20 protein-coding genes are annotated in these 18,477 nt (G+C 67.7%); 13 read left to right on the top strand and 7 right to left on the bottom strand.

All coding sequences use genetic code 11. From position 1 onward, the window contains the following. The first annotated feature begins 20 nt into the window (after nt 1–20). The gene (locus KYT87_RS10260) at nt 21–1,283 is read left to right on the top strand and encodes an MFS transporter (protein WP_255594051.1); all 1,263 of its coding nucleotides are present in this window, start codon (nt 21–23) and stop codon (nt 1,281–1,283) included. A gap of 27 nt (nt 1,284–1,310) precedes the next feature. Here the strand turns inward: KYT87_RS10260 and KYT87_RS10255 are convergent, their stop codons facing one another. Beyond that, a complete protein-coding gene (locus KYT87_RS10255; RefSeq protein WP_219992168.1) occupies nt 1,311–2,210 on the bottom strand; it encodes a LysR substrate-binding domain-containing protein in 900 nt (299 codons plus the stop codon). Between the two features lie 112 nt (nt 2,211–2,322). Here KYT87_RS10255 and KYT87_RS10250 point away from each other — a divergent pair, with 112 nt between their 5' ends. Continuing rightward, nucleotides 2,323–2,988, top strand: coding sequence for a flavodoxin family protein (locus KYT87_RS10250; RefSeq protein WP_219992167.1), 666 nt, complete (start codon nt 2,323–2,325; stop codon nt 2,986–2,988). On the opposite strand, the gene KYT87_RS10245 is transcribed toward KYT87_RS10250, so the two are convergent. From KYT87_RS10245 to KYT87_RS10220, 6 genes are all read right to left on the bottom strand, one after another. Further along, nucleotides 2,937–3,740, bottom strand: a complete 804-nt coding sequence (locus KYT87_RS10245; protein WP_219992166.1) for an AraC family transcriptional regulator — start codon at nt 3,738–3,740, stop codon at nt 2,937–2,939. The genes KYT87_RS10250 and KYT87_RS10245 overlap by 52 nt on opposite strands. Before the next feature lie 127 nt (nt 3,741–3,867). Continuing rightward, nucleotides 3,868–4,833, bottom strand: coding sequence for a proline dehydrogenase family protein (locus KYT87_RS10240; RefSeq protein ID WP_219992165.1), 966 nt, complete (start codon nt 4,831–4,833; stop codon nt 3,868–3,870). A gap of 95 nt (nt 4,834–4,928) precedes the next feature. After that, the gene (locus KYT87_RS10235) at nt 4,929–6,176 is read right to left on the bottom strand and encodes a D-amino acid dehydrogenase (RefSeq protein WP_104145426.1); all 1,248 of its coding nucleotides are present in this window, start codon (nt 6,174–6,176) and stop codon (nt 4,929–4,931) included. Between the two features lie 151 nt (nt 6,177–6,327). After that, nucleotides 6,328–6,765, bottom strand: coding sequence for an Rrf2 family transcriptional regulator (locus KYT87_RS10230; protein ID WP_219992164.1), 438 nt, complete (start codon nt 6,763–6,765; stop codon nt 6,328–6,330). A 56-nt stretch (nt 6,766–6,821) separates the two neighbouring features. Beyond that, nucleotides 6,822–8,039 (bottom strand): NO-inducible flavohemoprotein, encoded by a 1,218-nt coding sequence (gene hmpA, locus KYT87_RS10225; RefSeq protein ID WP_219992163.1) that lies wholly within the window; start codon nt 8,037–8,039, stop codon nt 6,822–6,824. A gap of 110 nt (nt 8,040–8,149) precedes the next feature. Then, nucleotides 8,150–8,788 (bottom strand): 4'-phosphopantetheinyl transferase superfamily protein, encoded by a 639-nt coding sequence (locus KYT87_RS10220; protein WP_255594050.1) that lies wholly within the window; start codon nt 8,786–8,788, stop codon nt 8,150–8,152. Nucleotides 8,789–8,923: 135 nt separating this feature from the next. Here KYT87_RS10220 and KYT87_RS10215 point away from each other — a divergent pair, with 135 nt between their 5' ends. From KYT87_RS10215 to KYT87_RS10165, 11 genes are read left to right on the top strand one after another with little or no spacing between them, the layout of a single operon-like run. Further along, nucleotides 8,924–9,679: a beta-ketoacyl synthase chain length factor gene (locus KYT87_RS10215; RefSeq protein ID WP_219992161.1), complete on the top strand. Its 756-nt coding sequence runs from the start codon at nt 8,924–8,926 to the stop codon at nt 9,677–9,679. Next, nucleotides 9,676–10,524, top strand: a complete 849-nt coding sequence (locus KYT87_RS10210) for a 1-acyl-sn-glycerol-3-phosphate acyltransferase (protein ID WP_104145427.1) — start codon at nt 9,676–9,678, stop codon at nt 10,522–10,524. The genes KYT87_RS10215 and KYT87_RS10210 overlap by 4 nt, the downstream gene beginning before the upstream one ends. Then, nucleotides 10,521–10,781 (top strand): phosphopantetheine-binding protein, encoded by a 261-nt coding sequence (locus KYT87_RS10205; protein ID WP_046804525.1) that lies wholly within the window; start codon nt 10,521–10,523, stop codon nt 10,779–10,781. Before KYT87_RS10210 ends, KYT87_RS10205 begins: the two co-directional genes overlap by 4 nt. Before the next feature lie 17 nt (nt 10,782–10,798). Continuing rightward, nucleotides 10,799–11,053 carry an acyl carrier protein gene (locus KYT87_RS10200; protein WP_039883125.1) on the top strand — a complete coding sequence of 85 codons (255 nt, stop codon included), beginning with the start codon at nt 10,799–10,801 and terminating at the stop codon, nt 11,051–11,053. Next, entirely contained in the window at nt 11,050–11,598 is a 549-nt protein-coding gene (locus KYT87_RS10195; RefSeq protein WP_120154760.1) for a hypothetical protein, read from the top strand. Before KYT87_RS10200 ends, KYT87_RS10195 begins: the two co-directional genes overlap by 4 nt. 3 nt (nt 11,599–11,601) lie before the next feature. Further along, nucleotides 11,602–13,302 carry an AMP-binding protein gene (locus KYT87_RS10190; protein ID WP_219992160.1) on the top strand — a complete coding sequence of 567 codons (1,701 nt, stop codon included), beginning with the start codon at nt 11,602–11,604 and terminating at the stop codon, nt 13,300–13,302. Further along, nucleotides 13,286–14,062 (top strand): glycosyltransferase family 2 protein, encoded by a 777-nt coding sequence (locus tag KYT87_RS10185; protein ID WP_219992159.1) that lies wholly within the window; start codon nt 13,286–13,288, stop codon nt 14,060–14,062. The genes KYT87_RS10190 and KYT87_RS10185 overlap by 17 nt, the downstream gene beginning before the upstream one ends. Beyond that, on the top strand, nt 14,059–15,018 hold the full coding sequence (locus KYT87_RS10180) for a glycosyl transferase (RefSeq protein ID WP_219992158.1): 960 nt from the start codon (nt 14,059–14,061) through the stop codon (nt 15,016–15,018). The genes KYT87_RS10185 and KYT87_RS10180 overlap by 4 nt, the downstream gene beginning before the upstream one ends. Further along, nucleotides 15,011–15,454, top strand: coding sequence for a thioesterase family protein (locus KYT87_RS10175; RefSeq protein WP_219992157.1), 444 nt, complete (start codon nt 15,011–15,013; stop codon nt 15,452–15,454). The genes KYT87_RS10180 and KYT87_RS10175 overlap by 8 nt, the downstream gene beginning before the upstream one ends. Continuing rightward, nucleotides 15,451–16,134, top strand: coding sequence for an outer membrane lipoprotein carrier protein LolA (locus tag KYT87_RS10170; protein ID WP_219992156.1), 684 nt, complete (start codon nt 15,451–15,453; stop codon nt 16,132–16,134). The genes KYT87_RS10175 and KYT87_RS10170 overlap by 4 nt, the downstream gene beginning before the upstream one ends. Next, entirely contained in the window at nt 16,118–18,454 is a 2,337-nt protein-coding gene (locus KYT87_RS10165) for an MMPL family transporter (protein WP_219992155.1), read from the top strand. Before KYT87_RS10170 ends, KYT87_RS10165 begins: the two co-directional genes overlap by 17 nt. The last annotated feature ends 23 nt before the right edge of the window (nt 18,455–18,477 follow it).

Here is an 18,477-nt window from a genome sequence, read left to right as displayed (position 1 = left end):
TAAAAGCTCTGGAGTTTCGCATGTCCGACATCCCCGCCCCTGCGATTTTGCCGTCCGCCCCGGCCGCGCCCGCCGCGCGCCGCTGGAAAATGCTGGCGGTCGGCGTGGCCGCCAACGCGGCCTTTTCCGCCGCCGCCGCCGGCCTGCCGACCACGGCGGTGTTCATGCGTGCCGGTTATCGGCTGGACAACGATCAGCTTGGGCTGGCGCTGGGCTTGATGGGCCTGGGCGTGGCCTTGTTCGAATTGCCCTGGGGCCTGCTGACCGACCGCTGGGGCGACCGCCCCGTCCTGTTGACCGGCCTGAGCGCCACGGCAGCCGCGCTGGCCTGGCTAAGCGTGTTCGCCTCGCCCACGGCCGGTGTGGTGCCCAGCTTGTGGCTCTTGGCGGCGGGTCTGGTGCTGGTGGGCGTATTGGGCGGCAGCGTCAACGGCGCCAGCGGCCGGGCCGTGATGGCCTGGTTCGGCGATAGCGAACGCGGGCTTGCCATGAGCATCCGCCAGACCGCCGTACCGCTGGGCGGAGGTCTGGGCGCCCTGCTGCTGCCTTGGCTGGCGGCACGGTCCGGCTTTGCCGCCGTCTTCGGCGCACTGGCCGCGATGTGCGCAGCGGCGGCGGTGCTGGCGGTGTGCTGGCTGCGCGATCCGGACGGATTGCGCGGTCCGGGCGAATTGCGCGATCCGAGCGGCCCGTTGCGCGATGCGCGCGTCTGGCGCGCGGCGGCGGCGATCGGCTTGATGTGCTGCCCGCAGTTCGCGGTGCTGACCTTCGCCACGGTGTTCCTGCACGACTTCAGCCAGGCGGGCATCGGCACGCTGACTGCCGTGATGGTGGCGGTGCAGTTGGGCGCGATGGTGGCGCGCATCGCCAGCGGCCGGTGGACCGATCGGCACGGCAACCGACGCGCCTTTTTGCGCCGCTGCGCGCAACTGAGCGCGCTGATGTTCGCGGCGTTGGGCGCGGTCGCCTGGCTGGTCAGTGGCGGCCCCACCACGCCGGGCGCGGTGCTTGCCACGGCCGCCCTGCTGACGGCGGCGGGCGTGTGCGCGTCGGCGTGGCACGGCGTGGCATATACCGAACTGGCGACGCTGGCCGGCGTGAACCGGGCCGGCACGGCGTTGGGCATGGCGAACAGCTGCGTCTACCTGGGCCTGTTCCTGACTCCCGTTGCGCTGCCGCACGTGGTGGCGGCCAGCTCGTGGCCCGCCGCCTGGGTGCTGGCGGGCGTGGCGATGCTGGCCGCCCTGCCGCTGTTGCCGCGCGCGTCATGGCGGGCGAGCTGACCACGCGCAGGTCACGGCAGGCGACCGCTACGCCTGGAATTCCCGCGTCAGCCACGCCAAAAAAGCCCTGACCGGCGGATGGCGTTCGCGCCCTGGCGCGCACAGCGCCGTGTAGGCCGCGCCGGGCACGCGCACCCGCGGCCGGTACGCGGCCAGGGTGCCGGCGCGCACGCTGTCGGACACCATGACCGAACTGGCCAGCACCAGCCCCTGCCCCGCGATGGCGGCTTGCAGCGCGTAGTGTTCTTCTGCGTAGGCGTGCACGGCCGCGGGTTGGCGCCAAGCGGGCATGCGCGCCGCCTGGCACCACGCCAGCCAGCCTTGTTCGTACAGATCCGAATCGCGCCAGCGCACCGTCACCAAGGCAGGCGCCGCTTTGGCCGCGCGCGTCTTCGCCATTTGCGCGATGAGCCCGGGCGCGCCGTAGACGCCAAACCACTCGGGCAGCGTCGCGGCGGTGTGCAGGGCAGGATAGGCGCGTCGGCTATAGCGCACCGCCACGTCCACGCTGGCGTCTTGCAGCAGATCCACGGGGTCCGCGCCAGTTTGCAGGTTCAGCTGGTATTGCGGAAAGGCTTGATGAAAGCGCCCCAGTCGCGGCACCAGCCACAGGGCCGCGAAGGAATGCGTGGTCGATAGCGTCAAGGCGCCGGAGGCCGGTTCGGGGCGCAAGGCGTCCAACGTTTGCGCAATGTCCAGCAGCGCGCCGTGCACGCTGATGAAAAGGCGCGCGCCTTTGTCCGTCAGTTTTACGCTGCGTGGCGCGCGGTCGAACAGCGCAAATCCCACCTGCCGTTCCAGCGACTTGATCTGGTGCGACACCGCCGTGGGCGTCACCGCCAATTCAGCGGCGGCCAGCTTGAAACTGCGCAGCCGCGCGGCGGCCTCGAACGCGCGCAGGGCGGTCACCGGCAAGGTCGAAAACATGAGGACTGGACAGCCTTATGGATGAAATGAATTCATCTTAATCAAGGATTCATCATTTGTCGTGGACAAGCCGGATTTCTATATTGAAGGCACGAACTCATTCGGAGCCATCATGAATCAAAATCATCCATCCCAGCGCCTGCTGATCCTGGTCGGCAGCCCCCGCCGCGACGGCAACAGCGCCGCATTAGGCGCCGCCGCGCAACGTGGCGCAAACGCCGCCGGCATATCCACCAACCTGCTTTTCCTGGACGATTACCTCCACGGGTTCCTGTCCGACCTGCGCCACCAACCCGCGCCCGATGACCGCTATTCGGAACTGTTTCTTGAACACTTCCTGCCTGCCGATGGCGTGCTGATCTGCACGCCCATTTATTGGTACGGCATGTCGGCGCAGACCAAGGCTTTCTTTGAACGTTCGTTCAGCCACTATGCCGGCAGCGGCCCCGAGCCGGAACGCGTCAAGGCAGGCATGACGGGCAAGCGCCTGGGCTTGGCGGTGGCGTCCGAGGAAACCTACCCCGGGGCGGCGCTGGGCATCGTGCATCAGGTGCAGGAATACGCGCGCTATTCGCATTCCGAATTCGTGGGCTATGTGCACGGCGCGGGCAACCTGCGCGGAGAAATCGCGGCCGATCCTCGCCAGCCCTTATTGGCTGCCGAGCAGCTGGGCGCGTCGTTCTTTACCCGGAAATATTCCGATTACCGCATCGAAACGCCCCGCCCTCACAACGTCTGGGAACCCGCGCGCAGCAGCACGCCGGGCGTACTGCCGTAGACCTGCTTGAACACGCGCGTCAGGTGCGCCTGGTCGGCAAACCCCACGGCCTGGGCCGCTTGCGCCAGCGGCACGCCGCCACGCAACAACACCCGTGCGCGCGCCACGCGCCAATTGCGCAGCCAGGCTTGCGGCGGAAGCCCGTAGCGGCGGGCAAACTGCTTGACCAGCGTGGTGCGGTGACGGTCCTGCGCGCGGGCCAGCGCGTCAAGGTCCGGCGCGCAGGCGGGATCGGCCGCCATGCGTTCGCGCAGCAACGCGCAGACGTCGGACGCGTCGCTGTCCGCAGGCGCGGTCGCGTCGCCGTGCGCGCCAAGCAGGCCGAGCAGCGCGGCCGAGATTCGTTCGCGGCGTTCGCCGTCTTCCATGGCGCCGGGCGCCAGCGCGTCCAGCCATTGTGCGCACAACGCGGGCGCGCGGATCACGGGGCCCGATATGCGCGCGGCGCCTCCCAGCATGGCGCGCGCGTGGTCATCGAACCAGGCCGGGTCGATGTACGCCATGCGATAGGCCAGCGGCGCGTCCGACGTGCCGCCCGTGTGCACCTGGCCGGGTGCGATCACCACCAGGTCGCCGGTGGCGGCAACGTGGGTGTGGCCCTGTACGGTAAAAGAGCACCGGCCGCGTTCGATGGCGCCAATCGACCAGGCATCATGAAAGTGCGGCGCGTAGCGATACGCCCGCAGGTCCGCGATCAAGACGTCGCCGGGCAGGCCCGCGCCGCAGTGCCAGATATGTTCAGATGCAGCCATCAAATAGCCAGAAGTGGATAGCCAGAAGTCCTTGCGCGACTGCCGCCAGCCCGGACGGCAACGGCGTGGCGTGGCCCATAGCCCGCCGGCCTGTCGCCCCGCCGTCTTATCGCATTCCTCCGCTACGCTAGCCGAAGTACCGTCCATCCGCGGTCAGCGAACGCGCCAACAGCCACGCATTGGACGGATTTTCGCCGACGCGGCGGATGGCGTAAGACCACCAGTCGGCGCCGAATGGCAGGTAGACCCGGACGTTATAGCCCAGGCCGCGCAGCGCCATTTGCCAGTCGGGGCGCACACCATAAAGCATTTCAAATTCGAACGCGTCGGGCGACCATCCCCGCTCGCGTGCCAGCGTCATGATGGCGCCGGCCAGCCTGTCGTCATGCGTGCCGAACACCGGATAAAACCCCGCTTTGCGCGCGTCGTGCGACAGCATGATGGCGGCCGCGTCCAGATAGGCCAGGTCGATCCGGGCGCGGCCCGCATGGTCCAGCGCGCGCTCGGGAAACGCGCCTTTCACCAGCCGCAACGACGTGTGCCGGCGCACGGCCCAGGCCAGGTCTTCGGGCGTGCGCCGCCGCCGCGCCTGCAAGGTCAGGCCGACGGGCAAGCCGTCTTCCAGCAAGGCACGATGTAGCGCGCAGGTGCGATCGCGGATGGTGGAATCTTCCATATCCAACATCATGCAGTTGCGGCGGGCGATGGCGGCGCGGGGGCTTGCGATGGCGTCGGCGATACGGCGCGCGTTGGCGGCGCCCAGCGCGTCGCTGGCCATGTAGCCGATGGCGGTGGGGTCCACGGATACGTGCACGTCCAGCCCGGCCGCGCCCAGCGCGCGACAGGCGTCGAGGGCTTGCGACACGTTGTGTTCGATGGCGGCGGGGTCGGCCACGTATTCGCCCAGGTAGAACAACGATGACCGGATGCCATGGGCCTGCCACAGCCTCAACGCGGTGCGAACGGCGGCGTGCACATCCGTGCCGCCGACAAAGCGCTGCGCCAGCGACGAGCGCGCCGCCACCGCCCGCATTGCGCGCCCCATGACGGGGCTGCGCGCCAGCGCGATGGTGGTTCTTTGGAAAATGCTCATGAGTGCTCCCGCTAGAGAGCCGCACTATGGCGTGGCCGAACGCGCTTGTATTGAACGCCCGTGAACGCGGGGAATGGCGCCTGGGGGACGCGGGCTCAAGGCCGAAACGGCGCCGGGTCCAAGGGCAGTTCCAGCCCGGCCATCTGCGCCGTCAGCAACGCGGCGCTGCCACAGGCCAGCGTGAAACCCAGCGCGCCCTGGCCGATGTTCAGCCACAGGTTGTCGGCCGCCGGACTCTGCCCGATCAACGGTTTGCCGGTAGGCGTGGCCGGGCGCAAGCCGGCCCAGGGGATGGCTTGCGTCAGGTCCAGCGCGGGAAACGCCTCGCGCACCTGGCGCTTGAGCAGCTCCACGCGCGCCGGATCGATATCGGCGTTGGCGCTGCCGATATCGACCATGGCGGCAATGCGCAGCACCTTGCCCACGCGCGCATAGACGATGCGGCGCTCGTAATCCGTCACGCTGATACGCGGGGCAACCGTGTCGTCGTCCGCCAAGGGCACGCTCAGGCTGTACCCCTTTAGCGGATACAAGGGCACGTCATGCCCCAGCGGCTTGAGCAGCGCACGGGTGCCGATGCCGGTGGCCAGCACGATGGCGTCGGCGCCGATATCGCCATGGCGCGTGTTCACCGCGACGATGCGGCGGCCTTCGCGCTGCAAACCCGTCACGGGGTTGGACATGGCGCACTCCACATTGCCCAGCGCTTGCAGGCGGTCGAACAGGCCTTCGGTGAACTGACGGCAATCACCCGCCTCTTCGCTGGGCGTGTAGATCGCGCCCGCCAGATTGCGGCCCATGGCGGCCAGCGCGGGCTCCATTGCCAGGGTTTGCGCCGCATCCAGCACCTGCTGCTGCGCGCCGTGCCCCGCCTGGTAGGCCACCAGCGCGCGCGCCTTGTCCAGCAAGGCGGCGCTGCGGTAGGCGATCAGCTTGCCGTTTTTCAGATGGCCAAAATCCAGGTTTTCCTGTTGCAGCAGCGTGTGCATGACGTCGCGGCTAAGGTAGGACAAGCCCAGCAACTGCGCGGTGGACGCCTTGGCCACCGACGCGCGGCAGGCCAGGGCAAATTGCACGCACCAACGCCATTGGTGGGGGTCCAGCCGGGGCCGGAAGCGCAGCGGGGAATCCTGGCGCAACAGCCAGCCCGGCACGCTGGGCAAGACGCCCGGACCGGCCAGCGGCGCGACGTAGCTGTAGCTGAGCTGGCCGCCGTTGGCGTAGCTGGACACTTCCGCCGGCCGCGCCTGGCTGTCCACCAGCACCACATCGTGGCCCTGGCGCGCCAGGAAATACGCAGACGTCACGCCGACAACGCCCGCACCGATTACGCAAACGCGCATGCCTTCATCCAATCAAACAGGGAATCTCCCATTTTGTAACGGCCATGGGCAGCGCGGCAAATGCCAAACGCCGCAGCATCCATAACAAAACATCATGGGATTGAGGGGGGCAAGCGGGCCGGGTCAAGACAGCCGGGCCAAGGCTGACGGGTCAGGCGGCGCGGTGCAGCTTGATGATGGCAGCGGCGGTCGGGTCGCGCACCAGATCGGCCAGCGTGCAGCCGTTAAGCGCGTCGTAGAAGGCGTTCAGGGTCTGGGCCAGCACGCCCGCCAGCCGGCAGGCGCCGTCCAGCGCACAGGGCGGTTCGCGACAATCGATCAGCGGACCCTGCTGTTCCAGCTCGCGGATCAGGTCGCCGACGGGATAGCTGCACGCGTCGCGCGCCAGCCGCAAACCGCCGCCCTTGCCCCGCACGGTACTGATCCAGCCGCGTTGCGACATGAAGTGCACCACTTTGACCAGGTGATTGCGCGACACGTCGAAACGCTCGGCGATCTCCGGGATGGTCACGGCGCTGGGCCGGTCTCGGCACTGCGTCAGATACATCAAGACGCGCAGGCCGAAATCGGTGAATCGGGTCAGTTGCATGGCGAGGTTCGGGTGGCCGGGCGGCCCGAAAAGTTCAGGCCGCCAGGATACACCGCTCAGGCTGGAGCGCCGCCGGTGCCAAAGGCCTCGGCGTGGATGCGCGCGGGTTCCACGCCCAGCTCCAGCAAGGCAGAGCGTTGCGCGGCCATGAACGGCGCCGGACCGCACAGGTAATAATCGGCGCCCGGCACGATGGCCTCGTCCGCGATGGCGCGCAGGTTCACGCGGCCACGGTGGTCGTAGTCTTCGCCGGCCTTGTCGGCGTGGCCGACTTCTTCATAGAAGACCGCCTTGCGTACATTGCCGCGCTCTGCCGCGATGCGGTTCACGTGGTCGCGCATGGCATGCACCGCGCGGTTGCGACAGCCGTGCACGAACCGGATCTGGCGCTTGTCGTCGGTGCGCACCAGGTGGTTCAGCATCGACACCATCGGCGTCAGCCCGACTCCGCCACTGAGCAGCACCACGGGCGCGTCGCTATTTTCTTGAAGATAGAAATCGCCTTGCGGCGGCGCCACATCCAGCACGTCGCCCTCTTGCAGCCGGTCGTGCAAAGTGTTGGACACCCGGCCTGCCGGCGTCTGGGCGCCCGCGGCCTCGCGCTTGACCGAAATACGCAGGCGATCTTGCCCGGGCGCGTCCGACAAACTGTATTGGCGCGGCTGCATCAGGCCCAGCTCGGGAATGTAGACACGCACGGACAGGTACTGGCCGGGGCGATAGGCGGGCACCTTGCCGCCATCGGACGGCGCCAGATAGAAGGACGTGATTTCAGCGCTTTCCGGCTGCTTACCCACGATGCGAAAGGCGCGCCACCCCGTCCAACCGCCCGGCTTGGCCGCCGATTCGGCATACAGGCGCGATTCTTCGGCGATCAGCAAGTCCGCCAATTGGCCATAAGCTGCGGCCCAGGCATCCACCAGTTCGTCGGTGGCGGCCTCGCCCAGCACTTCACGGATGGACGCCAGCAAATGCTTGCCCACAGTAGCGTAGTGCTCGGCCCGGATACCCAGGCTGACGTGCTTGTGCACGATGCGCGTCACCACGGGAGCCAGCACGGAAGGGTCGTCGATGTGTTCCGCGTAGGCGGTCACGGCGCCGGCCAACGCATGCTGCTGCTGGCCGCCGGCCTGATGGCCCTGGTTGAACACGTGCTTGAGCTCGGGGTTGTGCTCGAACATGCGCGCGTAGAAATGACGCGTCAGCGCCACGCCATGGGTTTTGAGGACGGGGGCCGTGGCTTTGACCAGCGCGCGGACTTCGGGGCTCAACATCTTGCTGCTCCTTGAATTGCGATCGGGCTCGCTTTAAACATATATTTATAATACATCTTTAAGAACGAAGGGTCATCTTCAATAGCCAAGGACACATCCCGGCGCACCCCTTAATCGATGTCGCGTCGCCATTCGCCAACAAGTGTTAGCGCCGGCAAGGCGCAGCCGGCGCCCCCGCGCCAAATTGGATACCTTGTGGCCGGGTCCGGGCCCTGCCACACCACGGAGGCCATCCATGCGTCCCCCACCATCCAGCTGGCCGCCTGCCACGGGCCGGGCGGCGCGCGTAGCCGCCATGTGCCGTCGCCATCCCTGGCGAGGCCAACCGTGGCCATATCCGCTGGAAAAGCCAATTTTGCTGCCTTGATCAAGGCTTCTTTCAAGGTCCATAGCAGGTAAAAACGATGGCATTGGGCCGGCCCCTCCAAGGCGGCCAGCGCCACGGCCTCTTCCTTTGAGCACACCCAAGCGGCCAGCGCGGCAAAATCCCGTGTGCGCAGGCGCTCAAGGTCGGCGCCCACTGCCCAGCCGTCCGGGGCGCGGGCGCAGACGGCGTGCCCGCCGCTGTGGCTTAGCGACGTCACGCCGCCCGCAGGGGTGGACCGGCGCACGTCATGCAGCAAGGCGCGGCTGACCCGCCAGTCTTCGCGGGCCTTGGGGCCGGATCGGGCGGGCGCCAGCAAGGCGTCGTTTTCGGACAGGTCCTGCACCCGATAAAGATCGGCGGCGCCTTTGTCCGCCCAATACATGAATAGTTCCTGAATTTCCACGGCAATAAGTAACCAATTACATTTCGAAGACGCGAAACCCCTTGCTGTGGCGTCGACACAAAGTTACTACTGAAAACAAATTCCATGAGCGATGACATAGTAGAATCGCGCGCTATGTTGACGTTTTCAATCGCGCAATGGCAAGGTTGGACGCAAGGAATGGAGTCGCCCGAAGACTGGTTTCATTGGGCGCAACACCCTTACTGTCCTCTTGATGACGCACGCGCGCCCCGCCTGGACTTTCTGCCCCCGATGCAACGCCGCCGGCTCAGCCCGCTTGCCCGCGCGGTGTTCGAATGCGCGTGGCCGCTAGCCGCCGGGCGCCCGGCGATGCCATTCGTGTTTGCCTCGCGGCACGGCGAAACCACCCGCAATTTCGGCCTGCTGCAAGCGCTGGCGGCAAACGAACCGCTGTCTCCCACCGCGTTCGGCCTGTCGGTGCACAACGCCATTGCCGCGCAGTGGTCGATCATACGCGGTGAAACCACCGAATCCGTCGCGCTGTCGGTGGACGACGACGGCCTGGAGCACGCGTTTGTCGAAGCCGCCATGCTGCTCGACCAGGGCCATGACGACGTCCTGGTGGTGCTGGCCGAAGAACGCCCGCCCGCGCCCTATGCCACCTGGATCGATGACGTGCCCTACACCTACGCCGCCGCGTTTCGTTTGCGCGCCGGCTCGGACTGGTCACTGGCCCTGTCCTCTGGCGCCGGCGGCCACCGCCCGCCACCCACGTCGTCCTTCGACTTGACGGCAGCAGAGCACGTTTGGCCCAACCCCTTGAACCTGCTGCGCCACCTGACGCTGCGCACCCCCACTTGGGGGCACGCCAATCGCGCCCGACGCTGGACCTGGACCCGCACCGCATGACTAGCACCACCCAACCCCGCCAGGACTTCTGGCTTTGGCGCCTGCTGGCCACCGGCATGGCCTTCACGATGTTTGGCGTGGGCGGCGTGCTGTTGCGCGTGCTGGTCTTCCCGCCGCAGCGCCTGCTGCCGGGCGGCCGGATCGAACGCCAGCGGCGCGCGCGCTGGGCGCTGAACCGCACGTTTCGCCTGTTCATCCGATTCATGGTTCGGGTGGGCATCCTGACCGTTGAATTCAAGGGTGCCGACCGCCTGGGCAAGCCCGGCCAGATGATCCTGGCCAACCACCCGTCGTTGCTCGATGTGGTGTTTCTGGTGGGACACGTCAAGAACGCCAACTGCATCGTCAAGCATGGGCTGGCCACCAACCCGTTCACGCGCGGCCCCGTTGCCAACGCGGGCTACATCACCAACGACGAGAGCTTCGACATGTTTGACCGCGCCGCTGATGTGCTGCGCAACGGCGAAACGCTGATCGTCTTCCCCGAAGGCACGCGCACGCCGCCTGACGCATTGCCGCAGTTTCACCGTGGCGCCTGCGCCATTGCGCTGCGCGGTGCGCGCATCGTCACGCCCGTGGTCATCCAGATGAACCCGCGCAGCCTGACCAAGGGCGAACCCTGGTACCGGATTCCCGCGCGCCGCATGCGCTATGTCATCCAGGTGGGCGAGGACATCGACCCGACCGTCTGGAGCAGCGCGCACCCCCTGCCCGCCGCGGGCCGCAAGATGAATGCCTGGCTGCATGCCTATTTCGAAGCCGAGCTGGCGCGCACCGCGCCGGCCGGCGCTGTCATGAACGAACACGCCACCCGGGACGGTGGCAACGGAGTCAAAGCGGGATGAACCAATTGGAACTTGAGCTCAAGACGCTCGTCATCGAATCGCTGGGTCTGGAAGACATCACCCCCGACGACATCGCGTCCGACGCCCCGCTGTTTGGCGAGGGATTGGGGCTGGATTCGGTCGATGCCCTTGAGCTGGGCCTGGCGCTGCAAAAGCGCTACAGCATCGCCATCGATCCCGAAACGCGCAACATGCGCGAGCATTTCACCAGCATCAGCAGCCTGGCGGACTTTGTCGCCGCGCAGCGCCGCGCTTAACGCAGATGGAGTCCACGATGCATACCCGTGAGGACATCTTCAATACGTTGCGCGACGCGCTGGTCGAGCTGTTCGAGATCGAACCCGAACGCGTTACGCCGCAAGCCAATCTATATACCGATCTGGAAATCGACAGCATCGACGCCATCGACCTGATCGACCACGTGCGCCGCCAGACCGGCCGCAAGTTGGACGCAAACGACTTTCGCACGGTGCGCACCGTCGAGGACGTGGTCCAGGCCATGTGGCAAAAGCAGGCTCCCGACGCATGAGGCGCGGCGTTGCGGCCGGCTTGGCCGTGGCCGGCGTCGCGTATCCCTTTGTGGTGCACGCGACGCTGGGGCGCGTCAGTCCCGCCTGGCTGGCCTTGCCGCTGGCGCTGCTGTGGTTGCTGCGTGGCTTGACCGCGCGCGCCGGGCAACCCGGCGCGCGCTTGCTGCCGGCCGTGGCCGTGACGTTCTGCGTCGTGTTGGCGCTTTGCAATTCCGAAGCATGGCTGCGCTGGTACCCCGTGATGGTCAACGCGATGATGCTTGCCATCTTCGGCGCAAGCCTGCGCGTCGGCCGTCCCGTGATTGAACAAATCGCCCGCCTGCGTCATCCGAACCTGCCGCCCGAGGGCGTGCGCTACACGCGTAACGTCACGCGTGCATGGTGCCTGTTTTTTGCGGGTAACGGCGCGGCAGCCGCGGCCCTGGCCGCCTGGGCGCCCTGGAGCTGGTGGGTCGCCTACAACGGCGCCATCAGCTATGGCTTGATGGGCCTGCTGATGGCAGGCGAATGGCTGCTGCGCCCGGCAGCCGCGAAGGCGGTTTGAGCCATGCGCTGGACACCGCTAGAACACCTGCTGCTGCCAGACGCAGCCGCCCACGACGTCCTGCTGGCCGACGAGCCGCCATTGACTCGCGCCGCTTTCGCGCAGGCCAGCCTGCGCGCGGCCGGCGCCTTGCAGGCACGCGCGCCACGCCGCGTGGCGCTGTGGTTCGACGACGCCGTGGCGCTGGCCATTGCGCTGTTCGCCTGCTGGCGCGCCAACGTCATCGCCGTCTTGCCCGGCGATGCGCAGCCCGCCACCTGCGCCACGCTGGACGCGGATGTCGACGCCTGGCTGACCGATACCGCCCTGCCCGTGCCGCCGTCGCGCCAATGGCGGCTGCACGGCTTGCAAGACCATGCGCCGCTTGCGCCCGCCAGCCTGGACCCCGCACGCACTCTGGTGCTGTGCACGTCGGGCTCCAGCGGCGCGCCCAAGCCGCTGCACAAGCAATGGCGCCAGCTGTCGGCCGAGGTCCACGCCTTGCAGCGACAATGGCCGGAACCGAACGCGCCCGTGCTGGGCAGCGTATCGGCACAACATATGTACGGCCTGCCGTTTCGCGTGCTGTGGCCGCTGTGCGCGGGCCGCTTGATCGACCGCCTTCAGCGCCACTATCCCGAGGAATTGCAGCAAGCCAGCCTGCGCTATCCGTCCTTCACCTGGATAGCCAGCCCGGCCATGTTGCGGCGGCTGGGTCAACGGCTGGACTGGGTGCAACTACGCGGCCGACTGCTGCGTATTCATTCGTCGGGCGGTGCGCTGCCGGTGCAGGTATCCGACGACATTGAACGCGAACTTGGCCTGCGTCCCACCGAAATCTATGGCAGTTCGGAAACCGGTGCCGTTGCGTGGCGCACCGGGGCATCTGACTGGCAAGCCTTGCCCGGCGTTGCGCTCAGCACAGGCGCCGACGGCGCGTTGCGCGTGCAATCGCCCTGGGTCAACGCCGCCGACGAACACACCTCGGATGGCGCCCGGCTGACCGGCAGCGGCTTTGAATTGCTGGGCCGCCTGGACCGCATCGTCAAGATCGAAGAAAAACGGATCTCGTTGCCAATGCTGGAACAGGCGCTGATGCGCCACGGCTATGTGGCCGATGCGCGCGCGGGCATCGCAAGCGGCGCCACGCGCCTGACCGGGCTGGTCGCGCTGTCGAGCGCGGGACTGCATGTGCTGCGCAACCATGGCCGCAAGACGCTGGTGGACGCGCTACGCACGCATCTGGGCACGGGCTTTGAGTCGCTGGCCATCCCGCGATCGTGGCGGCTTTTCAGGCATTTGCCCACCAATGCGCAGGGCAAGTTGCCGCAGGTATTGTTCGACGCGGCGGCGGGTCCGCGCCCGGTGGACCCCCATGTGGTCGAACTGCCCGGCCAACCCGGCAACGAACGCCGCTACACGCTGGATATTCCCTACGACCTGGCGTTTTTCAGCGGGCATTTCCCGACGGTGCCCGTGGTGCCGGGCGTCGCGCAAATCAGTTGGGCGCTGTCGCTGGCGCAGCGCGGTCTGTGCCCCGGCCTGCAATTTGGCGGCATGGAGGCCCTGAAATTCCAGCGCTTGCTGCGCCCCGGGGATCGGGCCGTGATGGCTTTGCGCTGGGACGAGGCGAAACAAAAGCTGTATTTCACCTTGACGGTGGACGACGCGCCCTGCTCGTCGGGCCGCATGATTCAAAGGGATGGCCATGCCGCAATCCCATAAGCTGTGCGCGGTCATCCCGGTTTACAACCATGGCGCCACGGTAGCCGCCGTGCATACGCAGATGGCGGCGCAGGGCTTGCCCTGCGTGCTGGTGGACGATGGTTCCGAGCCGGGATGCGCGGCCGTGCTGGACACGCTGGCCGCCCAGCCGCGCACGCACCTGGTGCGCCGCGCCGTCAATGGCGGCAAGGGCGCGGCGGTACAGGACGGCCTGCGCGCCGCCGCCGCCTTCGGCTATACCCACGCCTTGCAGGTGGACGCCGATGGCCAGCACGCCTTGCACGACGCCATCGCCATGGCCGAGGCGTCGCGCGCCCACCCGCAAGCCGTGATCTGCGGCGCGCCCGTCTACGGCGACGATGTCCCGCGCAGCCGCCTTTACGGGCGCTGGCTGACCCGCGTCTGGGTCTGGATCAATACGCTGTCGCTGGACATCCCCGACGCCATGTGCGGCTTTCGTATTTATCCATTGGCGTCCGTGCTGCCCGTCATTGACCGCGCCGGCGTGGGCCGCCGCATGGATTTCGACATCGCCATCCTGGTGCGCCTGCATTGGCGCGGTGTGCCAATGGCGTGGCGCCCTACCCGCGTGACCTACCCGGCAGGCGGGGTGTCGCATTTCAAGGGCCTGCGTGACAACGTGCTGATCAGCCGCATGCACGCGCGGCTGTTCTTCGGGATGCTGGGCCGCGCGCCGGCGTTGCTGTGGCGCCGCCTGGCACGCAGGGCGCACCGCCTGGCAGGAAGGGCGCCATCTTGAGCGCCGCCGATTCCCATTGGGCCCACCAGCGCGAGCGCGGCAGCCCCCTATTGATGCGCCTGACGGCCTGGGCCGCGCGTCGGCTGGGCCGCCGCGTGGTCGCGCCCGTGGTGTGGATCGTGGTGCTGTACTTCTACGCATTCGGTGGCCGCGCGCGCCGCGCCATCGCGCAGTACCAGCAGCGGCTATCCGGCACGACAACGCCCGACATGCCCGACATGGCCAACATGCCGCCCTTGCCGCACGTGCCGCTGCCGCGCACCCTGCCCGTCTACCGCCAATACCTGGCCTTCGCCGACGCCATGCTGGACAAGCTGGACGTGTGGCAAGGCAAGATCACGCTGTCGCACCTGGACATCGCCGACCCCGACGGCCTGCATGCGCAAATGGGCACCGGCCGTGGCCAGATCCTGGTGGGCTCGCATCTGGGCAACATCGAAGTGTGCCGCGCGCTGGCCGAACAGTCGGGCGCGCTGCGCCTGAACGTGCTGGTGCACAGCAAGCACGCCGTGCATTTCAACCGCCTGCTGGATGAGGCCGGCGGTGGTTTGCGCATGATCCAGGTCAGCGAACTGGACGCCGCCACCATGCTGGACCTGGCGCAGCGCCTGGATCGCGGGGAATGGCTGGCCATTGCCGGCGACCGCGTGCCGTTGCAGGGCGACCGCACCACGCGGGTCAACTTCCTGGGTGCGCCGGCCGCGCTGCCGCAAGGGCCCTGGCTGCTGGCGGGGCTGCTGCGCTGCCCGGTCAATGTGCTGTTCTGCACGCGCCATGGCGGCCGCTACCGCGTCGCCATGCAACGCCTGTGCGACGGCATCGAATGGACGCGCGCCACGCGCCAGGAACGCATCGCCTACTGGGCGCAACGCTATGCCGACCAACTTGCCGCGCACTGCCGACTGGCGCCGCTGCAATGGTTCAACTTCTACCCTTACTGGAAAGACGATGCGTAAACGAGGCCTTATCGGCGCACAGGTCGACATCCAGGTCCCCTTCTTCGACGTCGACTCGCTCAATGTCGTGTGGCACGGCCACTACGTGAAGTACCTGGAGCAGGCGCGTTGCGAACTGCTGGACCAACTGGGCCACAACTACGACGCCATGCGCGCCAGCGGCTACGCCTGGCCGGTCATCGATCTGCATTTGCGCTATGCCCAGCCGGCCGAGTTCGGCCAGCGCCTGACGGTCCGCGCCGAGCTGGTGGAATGGGAAAGCCGCTTGAAGATCAATTACCTGATCCTGGATACGGCAAGCGGCAAGCGGCTGACGCGCGGCACGTCGGAACAGGTGGCCGTCTGCATCGCAACCCGTGAAATGCAGCTGACCTCGCCACCCGCGTTCGTGGACGCCGTGCGGCGCAAGCTGCATGCCCTGGAGGCGTCGGCATGAAGGCGCCTGCCACCAAGTCGTTTGCACTGGGGCTGAAACACGGCTTGAAACGTGGCCTGACACTCGCACGACATGCGGCGCTGCGGCAGTTGCAGTGGCTCTTGCTGTTGCTGATCGCGCTGCCGTGGACCGCGCACGCTTTCAGCCTGGACGACTTGCAAGCCCAGCTGCGTGCCACGCCGGTCGTGCGTGGCCATTTCATCCAGCAAAAATTCCTGCGCTCGCTGCCGCAGCCCCTGACCAGCCGTGGCGACTTCACGCTGGCAGCCGGCAAAGGGCTGTTGTGGCTGCTGCGCACGCCCATCGCCCAGGACCTGCGCATCGACGCTGGCGGCATATCGCGGCGTGATGAATCCGGGGCCTGGCAGGCGTTGCCGCAACAGACCGGGTCGGGCCGCGAGAACCGGCTGTTCCTGTCGGTGCTGGCCGGCGACACCAAAGACCTGCAAGACAACTTCGACCTTGCCCTGACGGGCGACGCCGCGGCATGGCAGCTGATGCTGACGCCGCGGTCCGCTTTGCTGCGCCAGATTTTCGACAACATCCAGATCAACGGCGGCAAGCTGGTCGACCGCATCGAATTGCGCGAATCCCAAGGCGACCGCAGCGTCCTGCAAATGACGGACGCGGTTGCCGCCGACGCCCTGACTTCAGAAGAACAACGTGCGTTTTCCCATTGAGCGCTGGCTGCCCCGGCTGTTCAAGCTGGGTCTGCTACTTGTTCTGTGCGTGGGCGCGTGGCAATGCCGCCATGGCTGGCCGGTGTCGGCCAACCTGATGGAGCTGGTGCCGCACACCCAGGCCGACGCCACGCGGCAATTGGCCGAAGCACGCATCCAGGAACCGCTGTCTCGCCAGTTGCTGGCGCTGGTGGCGGCGCGGCCGGGCGCGGACCCGGTGGCGCCCGCGCGCGCCTTGGTCGACCGCCTGCGCGACAGCGGCCTGTTCGCCTCGGTGCAGCTGGAATTGAATGTGGACGTGGCCGCGCTGCGCGCGCAGCTGCTGGCCGGACGCCTGGCCATGCTGCCCCCTGCCGACCGCGACCAACTGGCCGGCGACCCCGCCGCCTACGCCCAACGCCGCGCGCGCGAATTGTCCGACCCGTTTTCGTCGTCGGGACTGGTGCCCGTGGACCAGGACTGGCTGGGGCTGACCCGGCGCGCCGAACAAGCGTTGCGGCCCGGCGGCGCGGTGCAATACGACATGGGCACCGGCACGTTGCAAGCGGAACATGCCGGCCGGCGCTGGGTGCTGGTGCGCGCCGAAACGCGCGCTGACGCGTTCGACACCGACGCGCCGCAGGGCCTGGCGTCCCGCATCGATGAAGCCCGCCAGGCGCTACAGGCCGACGGCGCGGAACTATTGGTCGCCGGCGGCCCGCTGTACGCGGCGGCCGGGCGGGCGCAGGCCGTGGCCGAAAGCTCCTGGATCGGGTCCATCGCCATGGCCGGCATCGTCCTGGTGCTGTTGCTGGCCTTGCGCCGCGCGCGTGCGTTGCTGGCGTTCATCCCGGTGGCGGTGGGCCTGTTGACCGGCGCCGTAGCCTGCGTGGCGGTGTTTGGCTCGATCCATGTGCTGACGCTGGTGATCGGCGCCAGCCTGATCGGCGTGGCGGTGGACTTTCCCATGCACTGGCTGGGCAAAAGCTACGGCATGGCCGACTGGCAGGCATGGCCCGCGCTGCGCCGCGTGTTGCCCGGCCTGACCATCAGCCTGGCGGCCAGCCTGGTCGGCTACGTGGCGCTGGCCTTTACACCGTTTCCTGCCCTGACGCAGACGGCCGTCTTTTCAGCCGCCGGCCTATTGGGCGCCTACGCGTGCACGGTGTGCCAGCTTCCGGCATGGATGAACGGCTGGCATCCGCGCCCATGGCCGCCGCTGTTGCACGCCGCCGAAGCGGCTATGCGCCTGCGCGAACGCGTGGCGGGCCGACGCCTGCTGCTGGCGGCGGGCGCGCTGGCGCTGGTGGCCGCTACCGTGGGTGGCGTCAGCCGGCTGGTCATCCAGGACGACCTGCGCCAATGGTTGAGCCTGCCCGCGCCGCTATTGCAACAAGCGCGCCAGATCGGCGAGATCACCGGCTTCACGCCGACCAGCCAGTTCTTTCTTGTGCGCGCGCCGGATGCGGACGAGCTGCTGCGCCGACAAGCGCGGGTGGCCCGCAAGCTGGACGCGCTGGTCCAGCGTGGCGACCTTGCCGGTTACAGCGCGCTTAGCCAACTGGTGTCGCCCGTGCAAGACCAGCTGGCGCTAGGCCGGCAACTGACGGCGCAGGCCGCGCGGCCCGACCCCTGGAAGCCCCTGACCGACCTGGGCATACCGTTTGAGGCCTTGCAGCGCGAACTGAATGCCTTCGCCACCTTGCCTGCGTTGACCATCGACGCCGCGCTGCAAGGCCCGCTTGCCGAACGCTGGCGCGGCCAATGGCTGGGCGTGCACGACGGCCAGGCAGCCGGCATGGTCACGCTGCTGGGCCTGCGCAGCGCCGCCGCGCTGAACGGCATCGCGGGCGATTTGCCGGGCGTCGAACTGGTGGACCGCAGCGGCGACTTGAACCGCATGTTCGCCTCAACCCGTATCGAAGCCGCCGAACTCAAGCTGCTGTCCTATGGGGTGGCGGCCGTCTTGCTGCTGCTGACGCTGGGTCGCGCCGCCACCTGGCGCATCCTGGCGGTGCCGCTTGCCGCCACCGCCTGCGCCTTGGCCGCGTTGGGCTATCTGGGCCAGCCCCTGACCCTGTTCAGCCTGTTCGGCCTGCTGTTGGTGTCCGCCATCGGCGTGGACTACGCCATTTTCATGTACGAACGCGTGGCGGGCGCCGCCGCCAGCCTGGTCGGCGTCCTGCTGGGCGCCGTCACCACCTTGCTGTCCTTCGGTCTGCTTGCCGTCAGCCAGACGCCTGCCATTGCGAACTTCGGCATGGCCGTCGCGCTGGGCGTTGCCTTTTCTTTGCTGTGGTCTCCCTGGGTGCGTCCGCCCCAGCGCGGCCGCTCCCATTAGCCCCCCTACATGGAATCACCCCA

The sequence above is a fragment of the Achromobacter sp. ES-001 genome, assembly GCF_019448355.1.
Lineage (GTDB): Bacteria > Pseudomonadota > Gammaproteobacteria > Burkholderiales > Burkholderiaceae_B > Achromobacter > Achromobacter spanius_B.
This window is presented reverse-complemented; position numbering and strand designations above follow the sequence as displayed.